At 71.3% G+C, this 19,940-nt stretch carries 21 protein-coding genes; 11 read left to right on the top strand and 10 right to left on the bottom strand.

The annotated features are described in order from the left end of the window. Nucleotides 1-36 precede the first annotated feature (36 nt). Nucleotides 37-573: an SRPBCC domain-containing protein gene (locus tag AB0G79_RS28445; RefSeq protein ID WP_360811347.1), complete on the top strand. Its 537-nt coding sequence runs from the start codon at nt 37-39 to the stop codon at nt 571-573. Nucleotides 574-576: 3 nt separating this feature from the next. On the opposite strand, the gene AB0G79_RS28440 is transcribed toward AB0G79_RS28445, so the two are convergent. From AB0G79_RS28440 to AB0G79_RS28430, 3 genes are all read right to left on the bottom strand, one after another. After that, nucleotides 577-2,130: a hypothetical protein gene (locus AB0G79_RS28440; protein WP_360811345.1), complete on the bottom strand. Its 1,554-nt coding sequence runs from the start codon at nt 2,128-2,130 to the stop codon at nt 577-579. A 4-nt stretch (nt 2,131-2,134) separates the two neighbouring features. After that, a complete protein-coding gene (locus tag AB0G79_RS28435; protein WP_360811343.1) occupies nt 2,135-4,198 on the bottom strand; it encodes a hypothetical protein in 2,064 nt (687 codons plus the stop codon). 94 nt (nt 4,199-4,292) lie between these two features. Then, nucleotides 4,293-4,775: a nucleoside deaminase gene (locus AB0G79_RS28430; protein ID WP_360811341.1), complete on the bottom strand. Its 483-nt coding sequence runs from the start codon at nt 4,773-4,775 to the stop codon at nt 4,293-4,295. A gap of 118 nt (nt 4,776-4,893) precedes the next feature. On the opposite strand from AB0G79_RS28430, the gene AB0G79_RS28425 reads away from it, so the two are divergent. Then, a complete protein-coding gene (locus tag AB0G79_RS28425) occupies nt 4,894-5,820 on the top strand; it encodes a DMT family transporter (RefSeq protein WP_360811339.1) in 927 nt (308 codons plus the stop codon). On the opposite strand, the gene AB0G79_RS28420 is transcribed toward AB0G79_RS28425, so the two are convergent. Together AB0G79_RS28420 and AB0G79_RS28415 are read right to left on the bottom strand one after the other, a co-directional pair. Continuing rightward, nucleotides 5,717-6,607: a LysR family transcriptional regulator gene (locus AB0G79_RS28420; RefSeq protein WP_360811337.1), complete on the bottom strand. Its 891-nt coding sequence runs from the start codon at nt 6,605-6,607 to the stop codon at nt 5,717-5,719. The two genes, AB0G79_RS28425 and AB0G79_RS28420, sit on opposite strands and share 104 nt — an antisense overlap. Next, nucleotides 6,607-6,993 carry a PLD nuclease N-terminal domain-containing protein gene (locus AB0G79_RS28415; protein ID WP_360811335.1) on the bottom strand — a complete coding sequence of 129 codons (387 nt, stop codon included), beginning with the start codon at nt 6,991-6,993 and terminating at the stop codon, nt 6,607-6,609. Before AB0G79_RS28415 ends, AB0G79_RS28420 begins: the two co-directional genes overlap by 1 nt. A 90-nt stretch (nt 6,994-7,083) precedes the next feature. Between AB0G79_RS28415 and AB0G79_RS28410 the strand changes: the two genes are divergently transcribed. Genes AB0G79_RS28410 through AB0G79_RS28400 form a run of 3 tightly spaced genes read left to right on the top strand, consistent with a single transcriptional unit; the run spans nt 7,084 to nt 10,200 of the window. Beyond that, nucleotides 7,084-8,535, top strand: coding sequence for a menaquinone biosynthesis decarboxylase (locus tag AB0G79_RS28410; RefSeq protein WP_360811333.1), 1,452 nt, complete (start codon nt 7,084-7,086; stop codon nt 8,533-8,535). Then, nucleotides 8,535-9,452, top strand: a complete 918-nt coding sequence (mqnP, locus tag AB0G79_RS28405) for a menaquinone biosynthesis prenyltransferase MqnP (protein WP_360811331.1) — start codon at nt 8,535-8,537, stop codon at nt 9,450-9,452. Before AB0G79_RS28410 ends, mqnP begins: the two co-directional genes overlap by 1 nt. A gap of 34 nt (nt 9,453-9,486) precedes the next feature. Next, nucleotides 9,487-10,200 carry a UbiX family flavin prenyltransferase gene (locus AB0G79_RS28400; protein WP_360811329.1) on the top strand — a complete coding sequence of 238 codons (714 nt, stop codon included), beginning with the start codon at nt 9,487-9,489 and terminating at the stop codon, nt 10,198-10,200. Here the strand turns inward: AB0G79_RS28400 and AB0G79_RS28395 are convergent. Further along, nucleotides 10,197-10,334 carry a hypothetical protein gene (locus AB0G79_RS28395; RefSeq protein ID WP_360811327.1) on the bottom strand — a complete coding sequence of 46 codons (138 nt, stop codon included), beginning with the start codon at nt 10,332-10,334 and terminating at the stop codon, nt 10,197-10,199. The two genes, AB0G79_RS28400 and AB0G79_RS28395, sit on opposite strands and share 4 nt — an antisense overlap. Nucleotides 10,335-10,465: 131 nt before the next feature. Between AB0G79_RS28395 and AB0G79_RS28390 the strand changes: the two genes are divergently transcribed. Both AB0G79_RS28390 and mqnE read left to right on the top strand, forming a co-directional pair. Further along, a complete protein-coding gene (locus AB0G79_RS28390) occupies nt 10,466-10,921 on the top strand; it encodes an Lrp/AsnC family transcriptional regulator (protein ID WP_128976305.1) in 456 nt (151 codons plus the stop codon). Between the two features lie 63 nt (nt 10,922-10,984). Next, entirely contained in the window at nt 10,985-12,148 is a 1,164-nt protein-coding gene (gene mqnE / locus AB0G79_RS28385; protein ID WP_360811324.1) for an aminofutalosine synthase MqnE, read from the top strand. A 50-nt stretch (nt 12,149-12,198) separates the two neighbouring features. On the opposite strand, the gene AB0G79_RS28380 is transcribed toward mqnE, so the two are convergent. Then, a complete protein-coding gene (locus tag AB0G79_RS28380; RefSeq protein WP_360811322.1) occupies nt 12,199-12,732 on the bottom strand; it encodes a GNAT family N-acetyltransferase in 534 nt (177 codons plus the stop codon). A 436-nt stretch (nt 12,733-13,168) separates the two neighbouring features. Between AB0G79_RS28380 and AB0G79_RS28375 the strand changes: the two genes are divergently transcribed. The 4 genes from AB0G79_RS28375 (at nt 13,169) to AB0G79_RS28360 (ending at nt 17,633) form a co-directional block, all read left to right on the top strand. Beyond that, nucleotides 13,169-13,471 (top strand): hypothetical protein, encoded by a 303-nt coding sequence (locus AB0G79_RS28375; RefSeq protein ID WP_360811321.1) that lies wholly within the window; start codon nt 13,169-13,171, stop codon nt 13,469-13,471. 132 nt (nt 13,472-13,603) lie between these two features. After that, nucleotides 13,604-13,870, top strand: a complete 267-nt coding sequence (locus AB0G79_RS28370; protein ID WP_360811319.1) for a DUF4229 domain-containing protein — start codon at nt 13,604-13,606, stop codon at nt 13,868-13,870. Between the two features lie 377 nt (nt 13,871-14,247). Next, on the top strand, nt 14,248-15,597 hold the full coding sequence (locus AB0G79_RS28365) for a dicarboxylate/amino acid:cation symporter (protein ID WP_360811317.1): 1,350 nt from the start codon (nt 14,248-14,250) through the stop codon (nt 15,595-15,597). A 149-nt stretch (nt 15,598-15,746) separates the two neighbouring features. Beyond that, nucleotides 15,747-17,633, top strand: coding sequence for a long-chain fatty acid--CoA ligase (locus AB0G79_RS28360; RefSeq protein ID WP_360811315.1), 1,887 nt, complete (start codon nt 15,747-15,749; stop codon nt 17,631-17,633). A 75-nt stretch (nt 17,634-17,708) separates the two neighbouring features. Here the strand turns inward: AB0G79_RS28360 and AB0G79_RS28355 are convergent, their stop codons facing one another. The 3 genes from AB0G79_RS28355 to AB0G79_RS28345 are packed head-to-tail and all read right to left on the bottom strand — an operon-like array spanning nt 17,709 to nt 19,911. Further along, entirely contained in the window at nt 17,709-17,957 is a 249-nt protein-coding gene (locus AB0G79_RS28355; protein ID WP_360811313.1) for an SCO4226 family nickel-binding protein, read from the bottom strand. Nucleotides 17,958-17,992: 35 nt separating this feature from the next. Then, a complete protein-coding gene (locus tag AB0G79_RS28350) occupies nt 17,993-18,649 on the bottom strand; it encodes a pyridoxal 5'-phosphate synthase (RefSeq protein ID WP_360811311.1) in 657 nt (218 codons plus the stop codon). Continuing rightward, nucleotides 18,646-19,911, bottom strand: a complete 1,266-nt coding sequence (locus tag AB0G79_RS28345) for an FAD-dependent monooxygenase (RefSeq protein ID WP_360811308.1) — start codon at nt 19,909-19,911, stop codon at nt 18,646-18,648. The genes AB0G79_RS28350 and AB0G79_RS28345 overlap by 4 nt, the downstream gene beginning before the upstream one ends. Nucleotides 19,912-19,940 lie beyond the last annotated feature (29 nt).

The raw sequence follows: 19,940 nt of genomic DNA, 5'->3' as shown, positions 1-19,940 counted from the left end.
CTAGCGGCCGACCGGCCCCGGGGCCACGCTGGAGGTATGAGCGAGATACCCCGGGGCAGGTGCGAGACCCGCGACGGTGACACGCACCTGCTGCGGTACGTCATGGAGCTTCCGCACCCGGCCGCCGACGTCTGGCAGGCCGTCGCCACGCCCGACGGGCTCGTCGGGTGGCTCTGCGCGGCGGACCCCTTCGAGCCCCGGCTCGACGGGCGGGTCACCCTCCGCTGGCGGAACGGCGGCACCGAGGCCGAGGGGCGGGTGACCGCCTGGGACCCCGGCTACGTCGCCGAGTACACGGTCGATCCGACGACCCACGGCAGGATCCGGTTTCACGTGGAACACGGTCCCGGCGGGGCCGGCGGGTCGACCGTGCTGCGTTTCACCAACGAGATCCGGGGAGACCGCGCGTACCGCCTCGACTGCCTGGCGGGCTGGCACGACCACTTCGAACGGCTGGCGGCGGCGCTGGACGGTCACCGTACGGAGTGGGCGGCCTGGACGCCCGAGCGGTGGCGTCACCTGCGCGGCTTGTACGAGCGCGACGAGGCCCGCTGGCCCACGTGGGAGCCGTAGGACTCACCCCTTCTTCGGCGGCAGGCACGAGGAAGCCGGCGGGCGGCCCTCCGGCCAGGCGATCTGGACGAAGCGCTGGGAGCCGTCCTGGGCGAGTTCCACGATCGGGACCGCCTTGTTGTACGGGTTGCCGTAGTTGTCCAGGCAGATCCAGCCGCTCGCGCCCTGCACCCGCAGCGAGCCCTTCACCTGCGGCCACTGCGTGACGACGTCGGCGAGCTCCGGGTACTGCGCGTCCTGCGGGGTGGCCTGGCGGATCGCGTGGACGGCCGTCGCCATCGCGTCGTACGCGACGATCGCCTGCCCGTCCGCGAGCGCCACCGGCTTCTTCGAGGCGCGCGCGATGTCCGTCTCGAAGGTCTTGTACGCGACCACGGAGCCGCCCGTCGCCGGGACCTGCCGCCCCTTGCCGGGCTTCCAGGCGTCGGGGTGGGCGAGGGACGCGTACCGCACGGTCAGCTTCGCCTTGAGGGCGCTGCGGTCGAGCTTCTCGTCGGCGCCGAGGTACGAGCCCTCGTCGCCGGTCAGGATCGTGAAGGAGCGGTCGAGGCAGCCGCGGGCGCCCAGCGCGTTGATGAACTGGCGGAGCTGCGTGTGGCGGCCGGCGAAGAAGACCGTCTCGGCGCGGGTGTCGCAGATGAGGTGGGTGATCTGCCGGAAGGTGTTCGCGGTGGTCCCCTCCTCGGTCTGGTCGGCGGGCGAGGTGAAGAGCTGGGGCTCGTACGGGGCGCCCTTGAGGGTGGTGGAGAAGGCCGACTTGAGCGTGTCCGTGTAGTGGTCGCCGCTGCGGGTGTCCTGGACGAGGATCGCCTTGGCGGCGTCGACCCGGCCGAAGTGGGCGAGGGCCTTGGCCTCGTCGGTGTTGGTGGGGGAGACGCGGGCGAGGCCGGGGTAGCGGTTGGCCGAGCCGGGGCCGTTGGCGATGTCGTCGGCGGTGATGGTGGTGCCGACGACGGCGATCCCGGCGCCGGTGAGCGCGGTGACCGACTTCCGCATCTCGGTGGAGGAGGTGGCGACGCCGGTGACGGCCCGCAGCCGGTCCGGTCCGCCGGTCATCGTCGCGAGCTGGGTGGTGATCCGCTCCCACTGGGCGTTGCCCTTGCCGGTGTTGGCGAGGACCAGCCGGATCTTCGGGGTCTGGCTGTTGGACTCGTGGTTGGCGCGGAACTGGTAGGCGTACGCGCCCTGCACCTCGTGGAGGACCTTCGTGCGCATGCCGGGGTCGGGGGAGGTGAAGGGGAGGAGGACGGCGACGGTCGCGTACTCATCGGGCTTGAGGGTGGCGTTCTCGCGGCCGATGGCGTCGGCGATCTCGGCGAGCTCGGGGACCTCGAAGGCGTGGCCGGAGCCGTTGACGCCGACGCACTCGCCGGTGTCGACGGTGCGCTCGACGCCGGCGGCGCAGGAGCGGTCGTCCGGCTCGACGAGCTCGCGGAGGCCGTAACCGCCGGCGCCGAAGAGGACGATGGCGCCGACCAGCGTGATGACCAGCTTCTGGCGTGGGGTGCGGACGCGGCGACGCGGTCCGCCGAACGGGCGCGGTATGCGGTCGGGCATGGCGTCAGACTCCGTCCTCGCGTCCTGGCGGCAGGGACAGCCCCCGCCAGGCGCGGATGTCGCGCGGCCAGTGCGTGGCCGCGTCCCAGAGTGAACCGCTGCCCGTCAGATGGCGGCCGGAGAGCCCGCGCAGCTCGTGCGCGAGCCGGCGGGCGACCTCCTCGTCGGGGAGCGCGAGCGGATCGGTGAGCAGCCACACGGCGTGCAGCAGCCGCCGTAGGGACAGGTGGAGTTCGATCGTGTCGACGTCGAGCCCCGGCGGCAGGTTCCCGGCCGGCGCCTGACCGAGGGCGACGGCCCGGCGCGGGTCGGTGCGGGGCCGGTCGCGGTCGCGGGGGTACGGGGCCGCGGCGACGAACCGGAGCCGCCCGAGCCAGCCGAGGACGTCCTGCTCCGGGAAGGTGACCCGGAAGTGGGTGACGGCCTCCTCGGTGTCGCCGAGCGCGAGGTCGTGGTGGAGGCGGTACGGGCCGGGCGCGGGCCCGTAGTGGCGGCGCAGGGTCTCGTGGACCGCGCGCCACTGCGCGTACCGGGGGTGGTCCGCGTCCTCGAAGCGGAGCCGGTGCAGGAGCAGGGCGCGCAGCAGCGGGTCGGCGACGAAGTGGCCGGGGCCCTCCCGCCAGTCCTCGGAGCGCAGGTGGTCGCGGACGCGCAGGGCCACGTCCCCGTCGAGGGACTCGTTCTGGAGCCGGGCGTGGGCGAGCAGCCGGGCGGACTCCTCGTCGTGGGTCGCGGCGAGGACGGCGTACGGCTCCGGTCTCGGGACGGGCAGCAGTTCGGAGAGGAGCGTGGGGGCGACCCGGACCGGCGGGGCGTCCTCGCGGAGCTCGACCGTCAGGTCGAGGAGACCGCCGGGGGTGAGGCCGGCGCGCTGCCCGGGCGGGGCCTGGCCGGCGGCCCGGGCGAGGCGGTCGACTCCGCCGGGCCGCCCCGCGGTCAGCCGGTGGACGGCGCGGGCGAGTTCGGCGGGGATCGTGCCCTGGGGGTCGTAGTCGTCGAAGGCGTTCCGGGTCTGGGTGGGGGAGAGCGGGGTCAGCGCGACGGCGAGGATGCCGGAGCTGACGCTCGTGCCACGTGGGCAGGGCGCCCGGTGCGCGGTCTCGGGCAGCTGGGCCCTGGTCGCGTGCCGCATGGCCTCGTGCTCGCGGACGCGGGAGGTGGCGAGGACCACGATCCGGTCGCGACGGCCGGTGGCGCGGGCCCGCAGAATCGGTTCGACCAGCTGGCGGCCGAGGGGTTCGTGGGCGTTGTCGAGGAGGAGGACCGGGCGGCCGACGCGGGCGCCCAGCTGGGTGAGGCCGGTGTAGGCCCGTAACAGGTCCTCGGTGAGCGTCTGGACGAGGAAGGCCTCGGCCTCGCGCCGTCGTTCGCCGCCGTGCTCGAAGTCGGCGGCGAGCAGCTGGAGCCCGGTCCTGCCGACGCCGCCGGCGTTCCGGTAGGTGCCGTACCAGTTCGCATAGGTGCGCTGGCGGCGGTTGAAGACCTCTTCGAGGACGGTCTCCACGGTCGCGCCGGCGATCGGCCCCGCCAGCGGCGCGGTGGCCTCGGCGAAGGTGGTGGCGAGGTTGGCCAGCACCCGGCCGACCCATTCGGCGGTGGCGCCCCTGGTCGCGTCGACCGTGGTGAGCAGCGGCCGGAGCCGTCGGAGGTCACCGGCGGTCTGCTCCTCGTCCCCGGGCCGCCAGCCCAGCGAGGCGACGGCGACGAGCCCGAGCGAGAGCCTGGGGAACCGCACGGGCCGCACCAGCGGTCCCCTCGGAGACAGCTGCACGGCGAGGTCGGCGAGGGCGCCGGTCACCGGCGTCCAGCCGGGACCGTGGTCGGCGGGCTCGTCGAGGTGCGCGCAGTCGAGCAGCGCGAGCGGGGTGAACCCCTTGTACCGGTTGCGGACCTCCTTCAGGAGGACGGTCTTCCCCATGCCGCGCCCGCCGGTGAAGACGGTCACGGGCGGGTCGTCGCCGTGCTCGTACGCGACCCGCGCGGCCCCCTGCCCGGTGAGCCCGACGAGCCGTGCGACGAGCCCGTCGTCGTCGAGCGCCGCGCCGCGGCCGTACAGCTGTCTCTCCACGCGCCACAGCCCCCCTGTGTCCCCATGAGATGCGCCCCGTCACATCGTCAGATCCAGGGTATAGAGAGGATGTTGTGGCTCGGTCAAGGTTTTCTCACGAGCCGGCGGTAGTCCGGCCGGGAGGAACGTCCTCGCCGATGTCCTCGTACCAGAGCTCCGGACGGTCGAGCACGAAGTCCCGCATGAGCGCGGCGCACTCCTCGTCGTCGAGGACGACCACCTCGACGCCGTGCCCGGCCAGCCACTCGTGCCCGCCGAAGAAGGTCCGCGCCTCCCCGACGACGACCCGCGAGATCCCGAACTGCCGGACGAGCCCGGAGCAGTACCAGCACGGCGACAGCGTCGTCACCATCGTCGTCCCCCGGTACGACCGCTGCCGCCCCGCGTCCCGGAAGGCGGCCGTCTCGGCGTGCAGCGACGGGTCCCCGTCCTGCACCCGCCGGTTGTGCCCGCGCCCGAGGAGCCGCCCGTCGGCGCCGTACAGCGCGGCCCCGATCGGGATGCCCCCTTCGGCGAGCCCGTCCCGGGCCTCGTGGAGGGCCGTGCCGAGCCAGAGGCGGGCGAGTTCCGTGTCCATGCGGGGAGCGTCCATGCGGGAAGCCTTCCCCGGCATCGGCGCCGCCGATCGCCCCCATCGGCAGGACGCCCCACTGGCCCGTGGACCCGCTCGCGGGTCCGCTCGTAGCGTCGTCGGCATGAGAAGCGAAACGCGGGGAGCCGTCGAACTCAGCCTGGCCATGGTGCTGTCCGGGACCCTCGGGGTCTTCGTCGTCGAGTCGGGCGCGTCGCCGTTCGAGGTGGTGTTCTACCGGTGCCTGTTCGGGGCGCTGGCGCTCGGGGCGTACAGCCTCGCCCGGGGGTTCTTCACCGGGCACGGGTTCACGGCGAGGACCTTCGGTCTCGCGCTGCTGGGCGGCGTCTTCATCGTCTTCAACTGGGTCTTCCTCTTCGAGGCCTACGCCGCCACCTCGATCTCCCTCGCCACCGTCGTCTACCACACGCAGCCGTTCTTCCTCGTGCTGCTCGGCGCGCTCTTCATGGGGGAGCGGATCGGGCGGGGCAGGCTCGCCTGGCTCGGGACCGCCTTCCTCGGGCTCGTGCTCGTCTCCGGCGTCCGGCCTGGCGACACCGGCTCCCTCGCCGGCCTCGGGTACGCGCTCGCCGCCGCCGTCCTCTACGCCCTGGCCACCTTCGTCACCAAGCGGATCACCGGCGTCAGGCCGCACCTCATCGCCCTCGTGCAGGTCACCGCGGGCCTGCCGCTGCTCCTGCCCTTCGCCGACCTCGGCGCGGTGAACGGGGGATGGGGCTGGCTCGCCGGGCTCGGCGTCATCCACACCGGGCTGATGTACGTGCTCATGTACGCCGCCTACGCCAAGCTGCCCACCGCGAAGATCGCCGTCCTGGCCTTCACCTATCCGGCCGTCGCCATGGGCGTCGACTGGGCGGTGTACGGGCACCACATCGGGCTCGTCCAGGCGCTGGGCGTCCCGCTGATCGTCCTCGCCAGCCTGAAGGTCACGCTCGGCGGGACTGCTCCGACACGAGTCGCCGCGTCTGCTCCACGAACAGCCGGACGTGCGCCGGAAGCCGCTTCCCCCGTCGCCACGCGAGTTGGGTGAAGAGGGCGAAGCCCGGCCGCCAGGGGAGCTCCACCAGGTCTCCGGAGGCCAGCTCCTCCGCGACCGTCACGCGGGGGAGCAGTGCGGTCCCCAGGCCCCCGGCCACGCCCCGCTTCGTCGCCTCGATCGTGCCGAACTCCATGAACGACGGCCCCCACTCCCGCAGCTCCGCCTCGAACAGGTCGCGGTACGGGCAGCCGGGCTCGGGGCCGAGCAGGGCGGCCGAGGCCACCTCGGCGGTGGTGAGAGCCGTACGGCCCGCCAGGGCGTGGGCCGGGGACGCCACCAGGACCAGCGGCTCCGGGGCCAGGACCTCCGACTCCAGGCCCTCGTGCTCCGTCTCCGCCTCCATGAGGAAGCCCACGTCGTACGCGCCCTGCCGCAGCGCCTGCCGCGTCTCGTCGCCGAGCGTCGGGCGCAGGGCCAGGCGGATCCCCGGGTAGCGGTGGTGGAAGTACTCGAGGAGCGGGGGCAGCCGGTAGGAGGTGAGGGACTCCATGGTGCCGACCGAGACCGTCCCCGCCGGGTCGGCGGCGCTCGCGACGGCCTCCCGGGCCTCCGCGGCCAGCTCCGTCATGCGGAGCGCGTACGGCAGCAGCCGCTCGCCCGCCTCCGTCAGGCGGATGCGGGAGCCGAGGCGCTCGAAGAGCTCCACGTCGAGCGAGGACTCCAGGGAGCGGATCTGGGCCGTCACGCTGGACTGGGCGTAGCCGAGCTCCGCCGCCGCGCGCGTGAAGGAGAGGACCTCCGCCACCTTCTCGAAGGTCGCGAGGAGGCGCAGTTCCATCAGCCGTCGGTGCGGTCGGGGCGGTCGGTGCCCTCGTCGAGGTCGCGCTCGCGCTTGCGGAGCTCCTCCTCGCGGCGGTTCAGCTCCGCCTCGCGGTCGTTGAGCTTCGCCTCGTCCTTGAGCGACCTCAGGAACTCGGGGTTGTCGTCGGGCGCCACCCAGCCGCCGCCCCTCGTGCCGCCCCGGCCGCCGCCGGCCGAGGCCGCGCGCCGCTTCTTGCCCGCGAAGAGCCAGACGATCGGGCCGACGAACCAGAAGAGCAGGATGATGATGACCCAGACCACCTTGGGCAGGTGCTTGGTGTCTTCCTCCGGGGTGTTCAGGCAGTCGATGAACGCGTAGATCGTCAGCGCCAGCGGCAGGATGTACATCAGCGCCCTGAGCATGTGGTGCGGCCCCCTGGAAGCGGTGGCGGGCGCGCGTTTCGGCGGCCCCGGTGACAGTTCCAGGGTAGCCGGTGACCGATACTGGCCCTTATGGCTTACGACGATCTGCGCTCGCTGCTCAGGGCGCTTGAGCGCGAAGGCGACCTCAAGCGCATCAAGGCCGAAGTCGACCCGTACCTGGAGGTAGGGGAGATCGTCGACCGGGTGAACAAGGCGGGGGGTCCGGCGCTTCTCTTCGAGAACGTCAAGGGCTCCGCCATGCCCCTCGCGATGAACGTCTTCGGGACCGACCGCCGCCTCCTCAAGGCCCTCGGCCTGAAGTCGTACGGGGAGATCAGCGAGAAGATCGGCGGGCTCCTCAAGCCGGAGCTGCCGCACGGTTTCGTGGGCGTCCGCGAGGCCTTCGGCAAGCTCGGCTCGATGGTCCACGTGCCCCCGAAGAAGATCAAGGACGCTCCCGTCCAGGAGGTCGTCCTCACCGGGGACGACGTCGACCTCGACCTCCTGCCCGCGCTCTTCACCTGGCCCAAGGACGGCGGCTCCTTCTTCAACCTCGGGCTGACCCACACCAAGCACCCCGAGACCGGTGTCCGCAACCTCGGCCTCTACCGGCTCCAGCGCCACGACAAGCGCACCATCGGCATGCACTGGCAGATCCACAAGGACAGCCGGAACCACTACGCCGTCGCCGCCGCGAAGGGCGAGCGCCTGCCGGTCGCCATCGCCTTCGGCTGCCCGCCGGCCGTCACGTACGCCTCCACGGCCCCGCTGCCCGGCGACATCGACGAGTACCTCTTCGCGGGCTTCGTGCAGGGCAAGCGGATCGAGATGGTCGACTGCAAGACCGTCCCGCTCCAGGTCCCGGCGCACGCCGAGGTCGTCGTCGAGGGCTGGCTGGAGCCCGGCGAGATGCTGCCGGAGGGTCCCTTCGGCGACCACACGGGCTTCTACACGCCGCAGGAACCGTTCCCCGCGCTGAAGATCGACTGCATCACCATGCGGAAGCGCCCGCTGCTCCAGTCGATCGTCGTGGGCCGGCCGCCGACCGAGGACGGGCCGCTCGGCCGCGCCACGGAGCGGTTCTTCCTGCCGCTGCTCAAGATCATCGTGCCGGACATCGTGGACTACCACCTGCCGGAGTCGGGCGGCTTCCACAACTGCGCGATCGTCTCGATCGACAAGAAGTACCCGAAGCACGCCCAGAAGGTCATGCACGCGATCTGGGGCGCCCACATGATGTCGCTGACCAAGCTGATCATCGTGGTGGACAAGGACTGCGACGTCCACGACCTGCACGAGGTGTCCTGGCGGGCGCTGGGGAACACCGACTACTCCCGCGACCTCACCGTCGTCGAGGGGCCCGTCGACCACCTCGACCACGCCTCCTACCAGCAGTTCTGGGGCGGCAAGGCCGGTATCGACGCGACGAAGAAGCTGCCCGAGGAGGGCTACACCCGGGACGGCGGCTGGCCGGACATGGTCGAGTCGGACCCGGCGACGGCCGCGCTCGTCGACCGCCGCTGGAAGGAGTACGGGCTGTGATGGCCACGGCCGCCGTGCCCGGCGCCCAGCCGCAGCAGCCTCGGCCGGGCCGCACGAAGGCCTTCCTGCGGCTCGTGATGATCGAGCACTCGGTCTTCGCGCTGCCCTTCGCCTACATCGCCGCGCTCACCGCGATGTTCCAGCTCGACAGGAACATCCACTGGTGGACGCTGTTCCTCGTCACCGTCTGCATGGTCGGTCTGCGTACCTTCGCCATGGCCTGCAACCGGATCATCGACCGCGAGATCGACGCGCGCAATCCGCGCACGGCGGGCCGCGAGCTCGTGACGGGGGCGGTCTCCGTGCGGTCGGCGTGGACCGGGGCCGGGATCGCGGTCGTCGTCTTCCTCGGCGCCGCCGCCCTGCTCAACCCGCTGTGCCTCGCCCTCGCGCCGCTGGCCGTCGTCCCGATGGTCGTCTACCCGTACGGGAAGCGGTTCACGAACTTCCCGCACGCGATCCTCGGCCTCGCCCAGGCCATGGGCCCGATCGGCGCCTGGCTCGCCGTGACCGGCGAGTGGTCCTGGGACGCGGTCATCCTCGGCCTCGCGGTCGGCGTGTGGATCGGCGGCTTCGACCTGATCTTCGCCTGCCAGGACGTGCAGGCGGACCGGGCCGGCGGCGTCATGTCGGTGCCCGCGCGCTTCGGCATCCCGGCGGCGCTGTGGGGCGCCCGCGCCTCCGCCGTCGTCACCACCGGACTCCTCGTCTGGTACGCGCTCGCCACGGACGCCGGGTTCTTCTTCTGGCTCGGTCTCGTGGTCGTCGTCGCCGCCTTCTGCTACGAGCACACGATCGTGAAGCCGCACGACCTCTCCCGGCTCAACAGGGCCTTCTTCACGGTGAACGGCTTCATCGGCATCACGCTCTTCGTGTGCGCCCTGCTGGACCTGCTCGTGCGCGGGCTGACGCCCTGAGCCGTGGCATCGGATGACCGATAGGCTCGACCGCATGAACGACGGCCTCAGCACCGAAGGCGGGCACAGGAACGACGGCGGCAGCACCCGCGCACCATGGATCGTGGGGGTCTCCGGCGCTTCGGGGACCCCGTACGCCGCTTCCGTCCTGCGTGGTCTCCTCGCCGCGGGGGAGAGCGTCGACCTCGTCGTGTCGCGGGCCTCGCGGCTCACGCTGCTCGACGAGACCGGCCTCTCCTTCCGGGACGCCCACTGGCGCGAGGACCTCGCGGCGTGGCTGGCCCGGGGGGCCGACGGGAAGCCGGACACCTTCGACGTGGCGGACGCGCTGGGGGACGTGCGGTACTGGGCGGCCGGGGACCTGGCCGCCGGGCCGTCGTCGGGGTCGTACCCCTCGAAGGGGATGCTGGTGGTCCCGGCCTCGACCGCGGCGGTCGCGGGAGTGGCGCTCGGGCTCTCGAAGGATCTTCTGCAGCGGGTCGCGAGCGTGACGCTCAAGGAGCGGAGGCCGCTGGTGGTCGCCGTGCGGGAGACCCCGCTCAACGGTCAGACGCTGAAGCACATGGTGACGCTGGACGAGGCGGGCGCCGTGGTGCTGCCCGCCTCTCCGGCGTTCTACGCGGGGGCGACGCACATCCAGGATCTGGTGGACTTCGTCGCCGGGCGGGTGCTGGACGCGGCAGGTGTGCCGCACCAGCTGTACCGCCGGTGGGAAGGAGAGCTCGGTGGCGCCCTCCCCGGGGATTAGCGCTTCTTGGCGCGCTTCTTGGCGGCGCGCTTCGAGGCGGAGGTCGACTGGTGGGCACGCGAGCGGTTGGCCATCTCCTGCAGCTCGCGCATGCGGGCGTAGGCCATCTCGATCGTGTACACGGTGATCACCACTCCAATAGATCGTCTTTGATCTGCAGACACCTGATGCACATGTTGGACTGATTCGCAGGGCGTCTGCTCTGTATGCCTTAGATTCTACACCTAAACTCGCGGTATCGCTGGATAATGGAAGGCCTATACCTATGGACGCCGTGGACAGGCAGCTCATCCAGGCCCTTCGGGAGAACGGGCGCGCCTCGTACGCCGAGCTCGGACGGCTCGTCGGGCTCTCCGGCCCGTCCGTCACCGACCGGATCAACCGCCTGGAGGCGGCCGGGGTCATCACCGGCTACCGGGCCACCGTCGACGCCGCCTCGCTCGGCCTGGGCGTCACCGCCCTCATCGGCATCTCCCTCTCCGACGCCGCCGACCACGAGGACGTGGCCCGCCGGCTGAAGGACCTGGCCGAGATCGAGGACTGCTGGTTCATCGCCGGCGACGACTCGTTCATGCTCAAGGTGCGCGCCAACGACGTCGACGGCCTGGAGAAGACGATCCGCCGCCTCTCCGGCACGAAGGGCGTGTCGCGGACCCGTACGACGATCGTGCTCTCGACCAAGTGGGAGAACCGGGTCGGAGACCTCCCCGAAGAGGCCTGAGAGTACGGTGGGGAAGCCTGAAAACACGGGGACGTACGGAGAGAACAGAGGGAGGCGGCCGTAGTGGACGCTGGACTCAAGCGCGAACTTGAGCAGAAGGTCCGGGACGGTGAGCGGCTGAGCCGTGAGGACGGCATCGCCCTGTACGAGTCCGACGACCTCGCCTGGCTCGGCGGGCTGGCCCACGAGGTCAGGACCCGCAAGAACGGCGACGTGGTCCACTTCAATGTCAACCGGCATCTGAACATGACCAACGTCTGCACCGCCTCCTGCGCCTACTGCTCCTTCCAGCGCAAGCCGGGCGAGAAGGACGCGTACACGATGCGCATCGAGGAGGCCGTGCGCCTCGCGAAGGCGATGGAGAACGAGAACCTCACCGAGCTCCACATCGTCAACGGGCTGCACCCCAACCTGCCCTGGCGGTACTACCCGCGCTCGCTCTCCGAGCTCAAGAAGGCCCTGCCGAACGTCTCCCTCAAGGCCTTCACCGCCACGGAGATCCACCACTTCGAGACGATCTCGGGGATGAGCGCGAGCGACATCCTCGACGAGCTGATCGAGGCCGGTCTGGAGTCCCTGACCGGCGGCGGCGCCGAGATCTTCGACTGGGAGGTCCGCCAGCACATCGTGGACCACCGGACCCACTGGGAGGACTGGTCCCGGATCCACCGGCTCGCCCACGAGAAGGGGCTCAAGACCCCGGCGACCATGCTGTACGGGCACATCGAGGAGCCGCGCCACCGCGTGGACCACGTGCTCCGGCTGCGTGAGCTCCAGGACGAGACCGGCGGCTTCCAGGTCTTCATCCCGCTGCGCTACCAGCACGACTTCGTCGACATGCAGGACGGCAAGGTCCGCAACAAGCTCCAGGCGCGCACGACGATGGCGACCGGTGCCGAGGCGCTGAAGACCTTCGCGGTCTCCCGGCTGCTCTTCGACAACGTGCCGCACGTCAAGGTCTTCTGGGTCATGCACGGCGTCCAGACCGCGCAGCTCGCGCTGCAGCACGGCGCGGACGACATGGACGGCTCGGTCGTCGAGTACAAGATCACGCACGACGCCGACAACTACGGCACCCCGAACAAGCTGGGCCGCGAGGACCTGCTCGAACTGATCCGTGACGCCGGCTTCCGGCCGGTCGAGCGGAACACGCGGTACGAGATCATCCGCGAGTACCCGGGGCCGGACGCGGAGCGCCGCGAGGCGCCGCAGCCGATGCGGTTCTGACGTCCGCGTGGCGTGAGAGGGGCCGGTGGGTTCTCCCGCCGGCCCCTCTTTCAGTTCAGGGGGAGGAGCATGACGATGTCGTCGCGGTCGTCGCCCGGCGCCACCCGGATCGCGTCGGGGATCCGGCCGACCTCCTTGTAGCCGGCGCGGGCGTAGAAGCCGTCGACGCCGGTGCCGCCCCGGCAGGTGAGGCGGATCGCCTCGATCGCCTCGAAGCCCTCTGCGGTCCGGGCGGTCCGCTCGACCGCCGCCATGAGGTCGAGGCCGTACCCCCTGCCCTGGTGGCGGGGGTGGACCATCACCGTGTAGAGCCAGACCCAGTGGCCCATCAGCGGGTGGGTGTTGAAGGTGAAGAACGCGGTGGCGGCGACCTCGCCGTCCTCGTCGCGGCCGACGAGCAGGCGCGTGCCGCCCTCGGCCATGCCGACGAGGTGCTTGCGCAGTGCCGGGCGGATCTCCTCGGGGGTGACGGGGGGTACGAAGCCGACGGCGCCGCCCGCGTTGGAGACGTCGGCCCAGAGGGAGAGCAGGCCGTCGCGCAGGGCGGGGTCGACCGCCGGATCCACCTCGAAAGTAAGAGCCATAGGCGCAGTTTAGGTATTACTTCACGGTGGACTCAAGAGGTGGGGGCCTTGGGCCGTCCGGTTCGGGACCTTTGGTGATAGTTGCGGGATAAAGAGGGGGCGTAGCTTGTGAATGTATTCACAAGGTCCCCTCGGAGAGGTTCCGGGGAGCACGGAAGAAGGTTCCCGTCATGGCCGTCCACACCCCGGAACGCACCGCTCGCCGTGCCACCCTCGGCGGCCACCCCGGAAGCCGGGGCGACGTCCTCGTCCGCTCCGCCGGGACCCGCCGCCTCCTCGGCGCCAGCCGCGTGCTCGTCGGCTTCTTCTTCCTCTGGCCGTTCGCCGACAAGCTCTTCGGCCTCGGCAGGTCGACCCCGTCGGCGGGGCGTGGATCAACGGCGGCAGCCCCACCGAGGGCTTCCTCCTCCACGGCACGCAGGGCCCCTTCGCCCACATGTTCGACTCGGTCGCCGGAGCCTGGTGGCTGGACACCCTCTTCATGGTCGGCCTCCTCGGCGTCGGCCTCGCGATGGTCCTCGGGATCGGGATGCGCGTCGCCGCCGTCAGCGGAACGCTCATGATGGCCTTCATGTGGCTCACCACCCTGTGGCCGGCCGCCAACCCCTTCATGGACAGCCACTGGATGATCGCCCTGGTCCTCCTGATCACGGCCGCGACCGGTGCCGGCAGCTACTACGGCCTCGGCGCCCCGTGGGCCCGGCTGCCGATCGTCCGCAACAACCGCTGGCTGATCTGAGACCCCCGGGAGCCGGGCCCTCACCCCGCTCCCGTCGAGCGCCCCTCCCCGTGCTTCACTGGGGAGGGGCGTTCGTCCCGTACGGGATCTTTGCGCGGGAAAACTTCGAAACGGAAGAGTGGACTGACTGGCATGCTCCGCTACTCGCTGATGCGGCTCGGCATCTTCGCCGGATGCTTCCTCGCCCTGTGGGGCCTCGTCTACGTGGGCGTGCTCCCGCGCGGCCTGGGCGACTCGAACCTCCTCTGGGTCCTCATCCTCGCCATCGTCGTCTCCGCCCCGCTCAGCTTCGTCCTGCTGCGCAAGGCCCGGGACGAGGCGAGCGCCGAGGTCGTCGCCAAGGTCGACCGCAGCAAGGCCCGCCTCGCGGCCAACCGGTCCCAGGAAGACGCGCTCTGAGCGCGTAAGCGGTACGTAAGGTTCCTCACATAGAGGGACGACGCGGACGTACGTCCTCACCCCAGGCGAAGCCTTCCCAGGCTTTCTGCCTGGGGTTTTCGTCGTTTCGGAGGCAAACGGCCGCTTCGTGCATCCCAAAGAATGGCTTTGAGGTTCTCAAAGCATGAGTGCTAGCTTGTTCGACATGAAGACATCAGTGCGCCTCTCTCATGCCGCGAGCACCCCGCTCGTGGCGCGCCTGCATGTCGATCTGTGCCGCTGTATGTCCGCGGTCTGTTGCCGCGAGCTCTGACCCGGCATCATGCAGCGGCCCGCGCTTCGAGCGTGTGGTGCCGCACACCCGTTCCGTATTCCTTTCCGATACGCACCCGTGGAGTGTGTCTGTGTCCGCGCAGTCTTCAACCGCGCCCTCTTCCGGTTTCCGGATACCCAAGGTCCCCTTCTGGGCCCAGATCATCGCCGGTCTCGTCATCGGCGGTCTGCTCGGCTGGATCGCCCGCAGCCAGGACGTCGTCTGGCTGAAGGACACCCTCGGCTACATCGGCGACATCTTCGTCCAGCTGCTCAAGCTGGCCGTCGCCCCGCTCGTCTTCTTCGCGATCCTGGTGTCGATCACCAACCTGCGGAAGGTGAACAACGCCGCGCGGCTGGCCACCCGCACGCTCCTCTGGTTCATGATCACCTCGCTCATCGCGGTCGCCATCGGCCTCGCGATCGGCCTGATCACCAACCCGGGCGCCGGCACCGGCCTCACCCCGCAGGACGGCAAGCTGCCGAAGCGCGAGGGCTCCTGGATCGACTTCCTGACCGGGATCATCCCGACGGACGTCATCACGCCGTTCACCGAGCTGAACGTCCTCCAGATCGTCTTCATGGCCGCCGTCGCCGGCATCGCCGCCCTCCAGCTCGGCGACCGCGCCAAGCCGATCCTCACCCTCTCCGAGTCGATCCTGGAGCTCCTCCAGAAGGCGCTGTGGTGGGTCATCCGCCTCGCCCCGCTCGGCACCGTCGGCCTCATCGGCTTCTCCATCGCCGACTACGGCTGGGACCTGATCGGCAAGTACGCGACCTTCACCGCCGACATCTACATCGGCTGCGCCCTGGTCCTCTTCGGCGTCTACCCGCTGCTCCTCGCGACCGTCGCCAAGGTCAACCCGCTGTACTTCTTCAAGGGCGCCTGGCCCGCGATCCAGCTGGCCTTCATCTCCCGCAGCTCCGTCGGCACCATGCCGGTCACGCAGCGGGTCACCGAGCGCCTCGGCGTCCCGAAGGAGTACGCCTCCTTCGCCGTCCCGTTCGGCGCCACCACCAAGATGGACGGCTGCGCCGCGATCTACCCGGCGCTCGCCGCGATCTTCATCGCGCAGATCTTCGACGTGCAGCTCGGCATCGGCGACTACCTGCTCATCGCCTTCGTCTCGGTCATCGGCTCGGCGGCCACCGCCGGTCTGACCGGCGCGACGGTCATGCTGACGCTGACCCTCTCCACCCTCGGTCTCCCGCTGGAGGGCGTCGGTCTCCTCATGGCGATCGACCCGATCCTCGACATGGTCCGCACCGCGACCAACGTCGCCGGTCAGGCCCTCGTCCCGGTGATCGTCTCGGCCCGCGAGAAGATCCTCGACCTCACGAAGTACGAGCACGCGTCGGCGTCCCCGATCGACGAGCTCGTCGAGATCGGTGACGGCGAGGACGTGAAGAAGGGCGCGGTCACCGCCGCCGCCTGATACCCACCTCATGTGCCCCCCTGCCCCCGTCCGGGCAGGGGGGCACTTGGTGTTTCCGGGGGCTGCCGCAACACCCCTACCGCACAGTAGGGTTACCGGCAGTAGGACCTGCACGACCTCAGTTCGCCGCGATAACCGAGGAGCCGCACGTGTCCGTCCTCACCGCCGCGCCCGGGGCCGAGCCCGTCGAGCCGCACAAGACGATCGTCGACGGGCGGGTACGGGAGGTCTCGCTGCCCGCGCTCGTGCCGCGGGTCCGCCGCGGCTCCCTCGCCGACCTGCCGTACGACAACGCCCGCACCGACCCCGACACCCCGCTCTTCTCCCGGAAGGACGCGGAGGGCGACTGGTACGACGTCACCGCCGCCCGCTTCGCCGCCGACGTCCACGCCGTCGCCAAGGGCCTCATCGCCCACGGCCTGCGCCCCGGCGACCGGCTCGCGCTCATGGCCCGCACCACCTACGAGTGGACCCTCCTCGACTTCGCCGCCTGGGCCGCCGGCCTCGTCACCGTCCCCATCTACCCGACGTCCTCCGCCTTCCAGACCCGCTGGATCCTCCAGGACTCCGGCGCCGCGGGCTGCGTCGTCGAGGACGCCGAGCAGGGCCGGCTCGTCTCCGCCGAGCGCCGCCAGCTGCCCGGCCTCTCCCACCTGTGGGTCATCGGCAGCGGCGCCGTCGAACAGCTCCGTACGGCCGGATCGCGGATCGCCGACGAGGCCGTCACCGCCCGGCGCGGCCTCCTCACCCCCGAGACCCTCGCCACCCTCGTCTACACCTCGGGCACCACCGGCCGCCCCAAGGGCTGCGCCCTCACCCACGCCAACTTCTTCGCCGAGGTCGACAACGCCGTCCGGCTCCTCCACCCGGTCTTCGTCTCCGAGACCAAGGAGCCGCCCGCGACCCTGCTCTTCCTGCCGCTCTCGCACGTCTTCGGGCGGATGGTCGCCGTCGGCTGCGTGCGCGCCAAGGTCAGGGTCGGCCACGCGCCCTCCGTCGAGGGCGACGAACTCCTCGCCGACCTCGCGGCCTTCAGGCCGACCTTCCTCCTCGCCATCCCGTACGTCATGGAGAAGGTCTTCAACACGGCCCGCGCCACCGCCGAACGCGGAGGGAAGGCCGCCGTCTTCGACCGGGCCGCCCGGATCGCCCGCCGGTACGGGCGGACGCCCGCGCCCCCGCTCTCCCTGCGCGCCGCCCGCGCGCTGTACGACCCGCTGGTCTACCGGCGGATCAGGGCCGCGCTCGGCGGCCGCGTGAAGTACGTGATCTGCGGCGGCTCCCCGCTCGGCGCCCGGCTCGCCGAGTTCTTCGCCGGGGCCGGGGTCGACGTCTTCGAGGGGTACGGCCTGACGGAGACCACCGCCGCCTCCACGGTCACCCCGCCCCGGCGGCCCCGCACCGGCACCGTCGGCTGGCCGCTGCCCGGCAGCTCGGTCCGGATCGCCGACGACGGCGAGGTCTGGCTCAAGGGGGCCCACGTCTTCGCCGGGTACTGGGACGCCCAGCGCGGCCAGGCCGTCCCGTACACCGACGACGAGGGCTGGTTCCCCACCGGCGACATCGGCACCCTCGACGAGGACGGCTACCTGCGGATCACCGGCCGCAAGAAGGACATCCTCATCACCTCCGCCGGGAAGAACGTGGCCCCGGCACCGCTGGAGGACTGGCTGCGCGCCCACCCGCTGATCGGCCAGTGCATGGTGATCGGCGACGACCGCCCGTACGTCACGGCCCTCGTCTCCCTCGACCACGACGGCCTGACGCACTGGCGGCGGATGCGGCACAAGGAGCACCTCGCGCTCTGGGAGCTGACCCGCGACCCGGAGCTGATCGAGGCGGTCCAGCGGGCGGTCGACGAGGCCAACCGGCTCGTCTCGCGCGCGGAGTCGATCCGCGGCTTCCGGCTCCTGACGACCGAGTTCTCCGAGCGCTCCGGGCACCTCACCCCGTCCCTGAAGCTCAAGAGGCGGGCGGTGCTGCGGGACTTCGAGCGGGAGATCGACGAGATGTACGGGGCGGGGGGCACCCCCTGAGCCCCGGGCGCCCCGTGAGCCCCGGGCGCCCCGTGAGCCCCGGGCACCCCCTGAGAGGTGCCCGGCGGGCGCTCCTCACACCATGAGGGGGACCTCGTGGATCTCGTCGGCGCGGTGGCCGGTCCGGTCGTGGATGCGCTGCACCGCGTCGGGCGAGGGGCCCGTCGACAGGCAGTAGACCGTCCCCGACACGGGGTCCGCCCAGGCCCGCTCGAAGTGGACCCCTTCGTCCTTCTCGATGGCGAGGTCGGCCTGGTGCGCCTCGCGCAGCTGGTCCGCCGTGATGCCCACCATGCCGTGGTGGACGTCCATGTAAGTGGCCATGGTGCTCACACCTCCACTTCCATGGTGCGCCGCCTTCAGGGCCAGAGCAGCTCGTGGGTCCAGCCGCCGTCCGCCGCGCGGCGGTAGCGGAGGCGGAGGTGGCGGCGCCGGGCGTCGCCCTGGAAGAACTCGACCTCGGCCGGTTCCACCACGTACAGCGTCCAGGTGGGGGAGGGGGCGTCCGGTTCGGCCTCGGCCCGGCGCCAGGCCGCCGCGCTCGCCTCGGCGAGGGTCTCGGGGGAGTCGAGGACCTCGCTCTGCCGGCCGACGAGCGCCGAGGCGAGGGCGCCGGTGGTGCGGGCGTGGAGGTCCTCGTACGCCTCCTCGGGGGTGCCGGTGACGACGTGGCCGCGGACGCGGACCTGACGGCCCTGGACCGGCCAGTAGAAGCCGAGCGCGGCCTCGGGGCGGGCGGCGAGCTGGCGGCCCTTGGCGCTGGTGGCGTGCGAGGCGAAGTGCCAGCCGCGCTCGTCGGCGTCGTGGAGCATCACCGTGCGGACGTCGGGGCGGCCGGTCTCGTCCACGGTGGCCAGGGAGGGGGTGTGCGGCTCGGTCTGGCCGGCTGCGACCGCCTCCGTGAACCAGCCGTGGAAGAGGGCGAGGGGTTCGGGCGGGGCGGTCGCCGGGTCGAAGGAGGGGAGTTCGGTGTCCCAGACCCGGAGGGAGTGCAGGGCGTGGTGGAAGTCGCTCATGCGGCCACGGTAGGACGGGCGGCCCCGGTGCCGTACTCGGCGAGCGGGACGGCGTTCGCCGCGGACTGGATGTCGTCGCGGATCTTCTTCGCGACGAGGTTCTTCCACGGGGTCTTCGGCAGCGTCCTGACCATGAGCATGCGCAGGGCGATCTTCCACTTCTTGTCGACGGTCATCTCCTTCAGGAAGCCCTCCGCCATCTTCTGGTTCTGCGTCACTCCCGGCCGCATGTGCTCCTCGTAGCGGGCGAAGGCGACGGTGTGGTCCCCGGCGGCCCGGGCCAGTTCGCCGGCGAGGACGTACGCGCCGGTGAGGGCGAGGCCGGTGCCCTGCCCGGAGGCGGGGGAGGCGCAGTGGGCGGCGTCGCCGAGGAGGACGACCCTCCCCTTCGACCAGCTGTCCATCTCCACCAGGGACATGGAGTCGAGGTAGAAGTCGTCGGCTTCGGCCGCGTGCCCGAGCAGGCGCGGGACCTCCCAGCCGTCGCCCGCGAAGCGGTCGGCCAGCAGCCGCTTCTGGTCGGCGACGTTCCGGAGGTCGTACGGGACGTCCTGCGGCGCCGAGAAGATGAAGAGGTTCTTCGCCTCGGTCTCCCCGGCGGAGCTGTAGACGCAGAGGAGCTTCTGCGGGAGCGCGTGGTACGTCTCCCAGCGGTCGAGCCCCAGGTGGTTGGGGGCCGTGAAGATGGAGATGTACGCGCCGAGGTGGCGCTTGTACCGCTCCTCGGGGCCGAAGGCGAGCTTCCGGGTGTTCGAGTGGAGGCCGTCGGCGCCGACGACGAGGTCGAAGCGGCGGACGGTCCCGCTCTCGAAGGTGACGGTGACGCCGTCGGCGTCCTCGGCGAGGGCGGCGATCGAGTCCCCGAAGACGTACTCGACGTCCTCGCGGGTGCGGTCGTACAGGATCCGGGCGAGCTCGCCGCGCATGATCTCGTCGTCGCCCTCGACGCGCCCGCCGAAGATGTCGGCGGGCAGCTCGCCGATCGTGCGGCCTGCGTCGTCGACGTACGAGCCGCCGCGCATGTCCGTGGAGTGGGCGCGGATCTCGTCGAGGATCCCCATCCGGCGGCAGACCTCGATGGCGGTGCCGCGGATGTCCACCTTGTAGCCGCCGGTGCGCAGTTCGGGGGCCTTCTCGACGACGGTCGGGGCGAAGCCGTACCGGTGGAGCCAGAGGGCGAGGGCGGGGCCGGCCACGGAGGCGCCGGAGACGAGGACGGTCCTGGCGGCGGACTTCGCGGGGGTGGTCGTGGTGCGCGTCATGGCGGGACTCCTTGTCGGGTGTCTGCGGG

Origin of the sequence: Streptomyces sp. NPDC020807 (assembly GCF_040641575.1) — a bacterium.
GTDB lineage: Bacteria > Actinomycetota > Actinomycetes > Streptomycetales > Streptomycetaceae > Streptomyces.
This window is presented reverse-complemented; position numbering and strand designations above follow the sequence as displayed.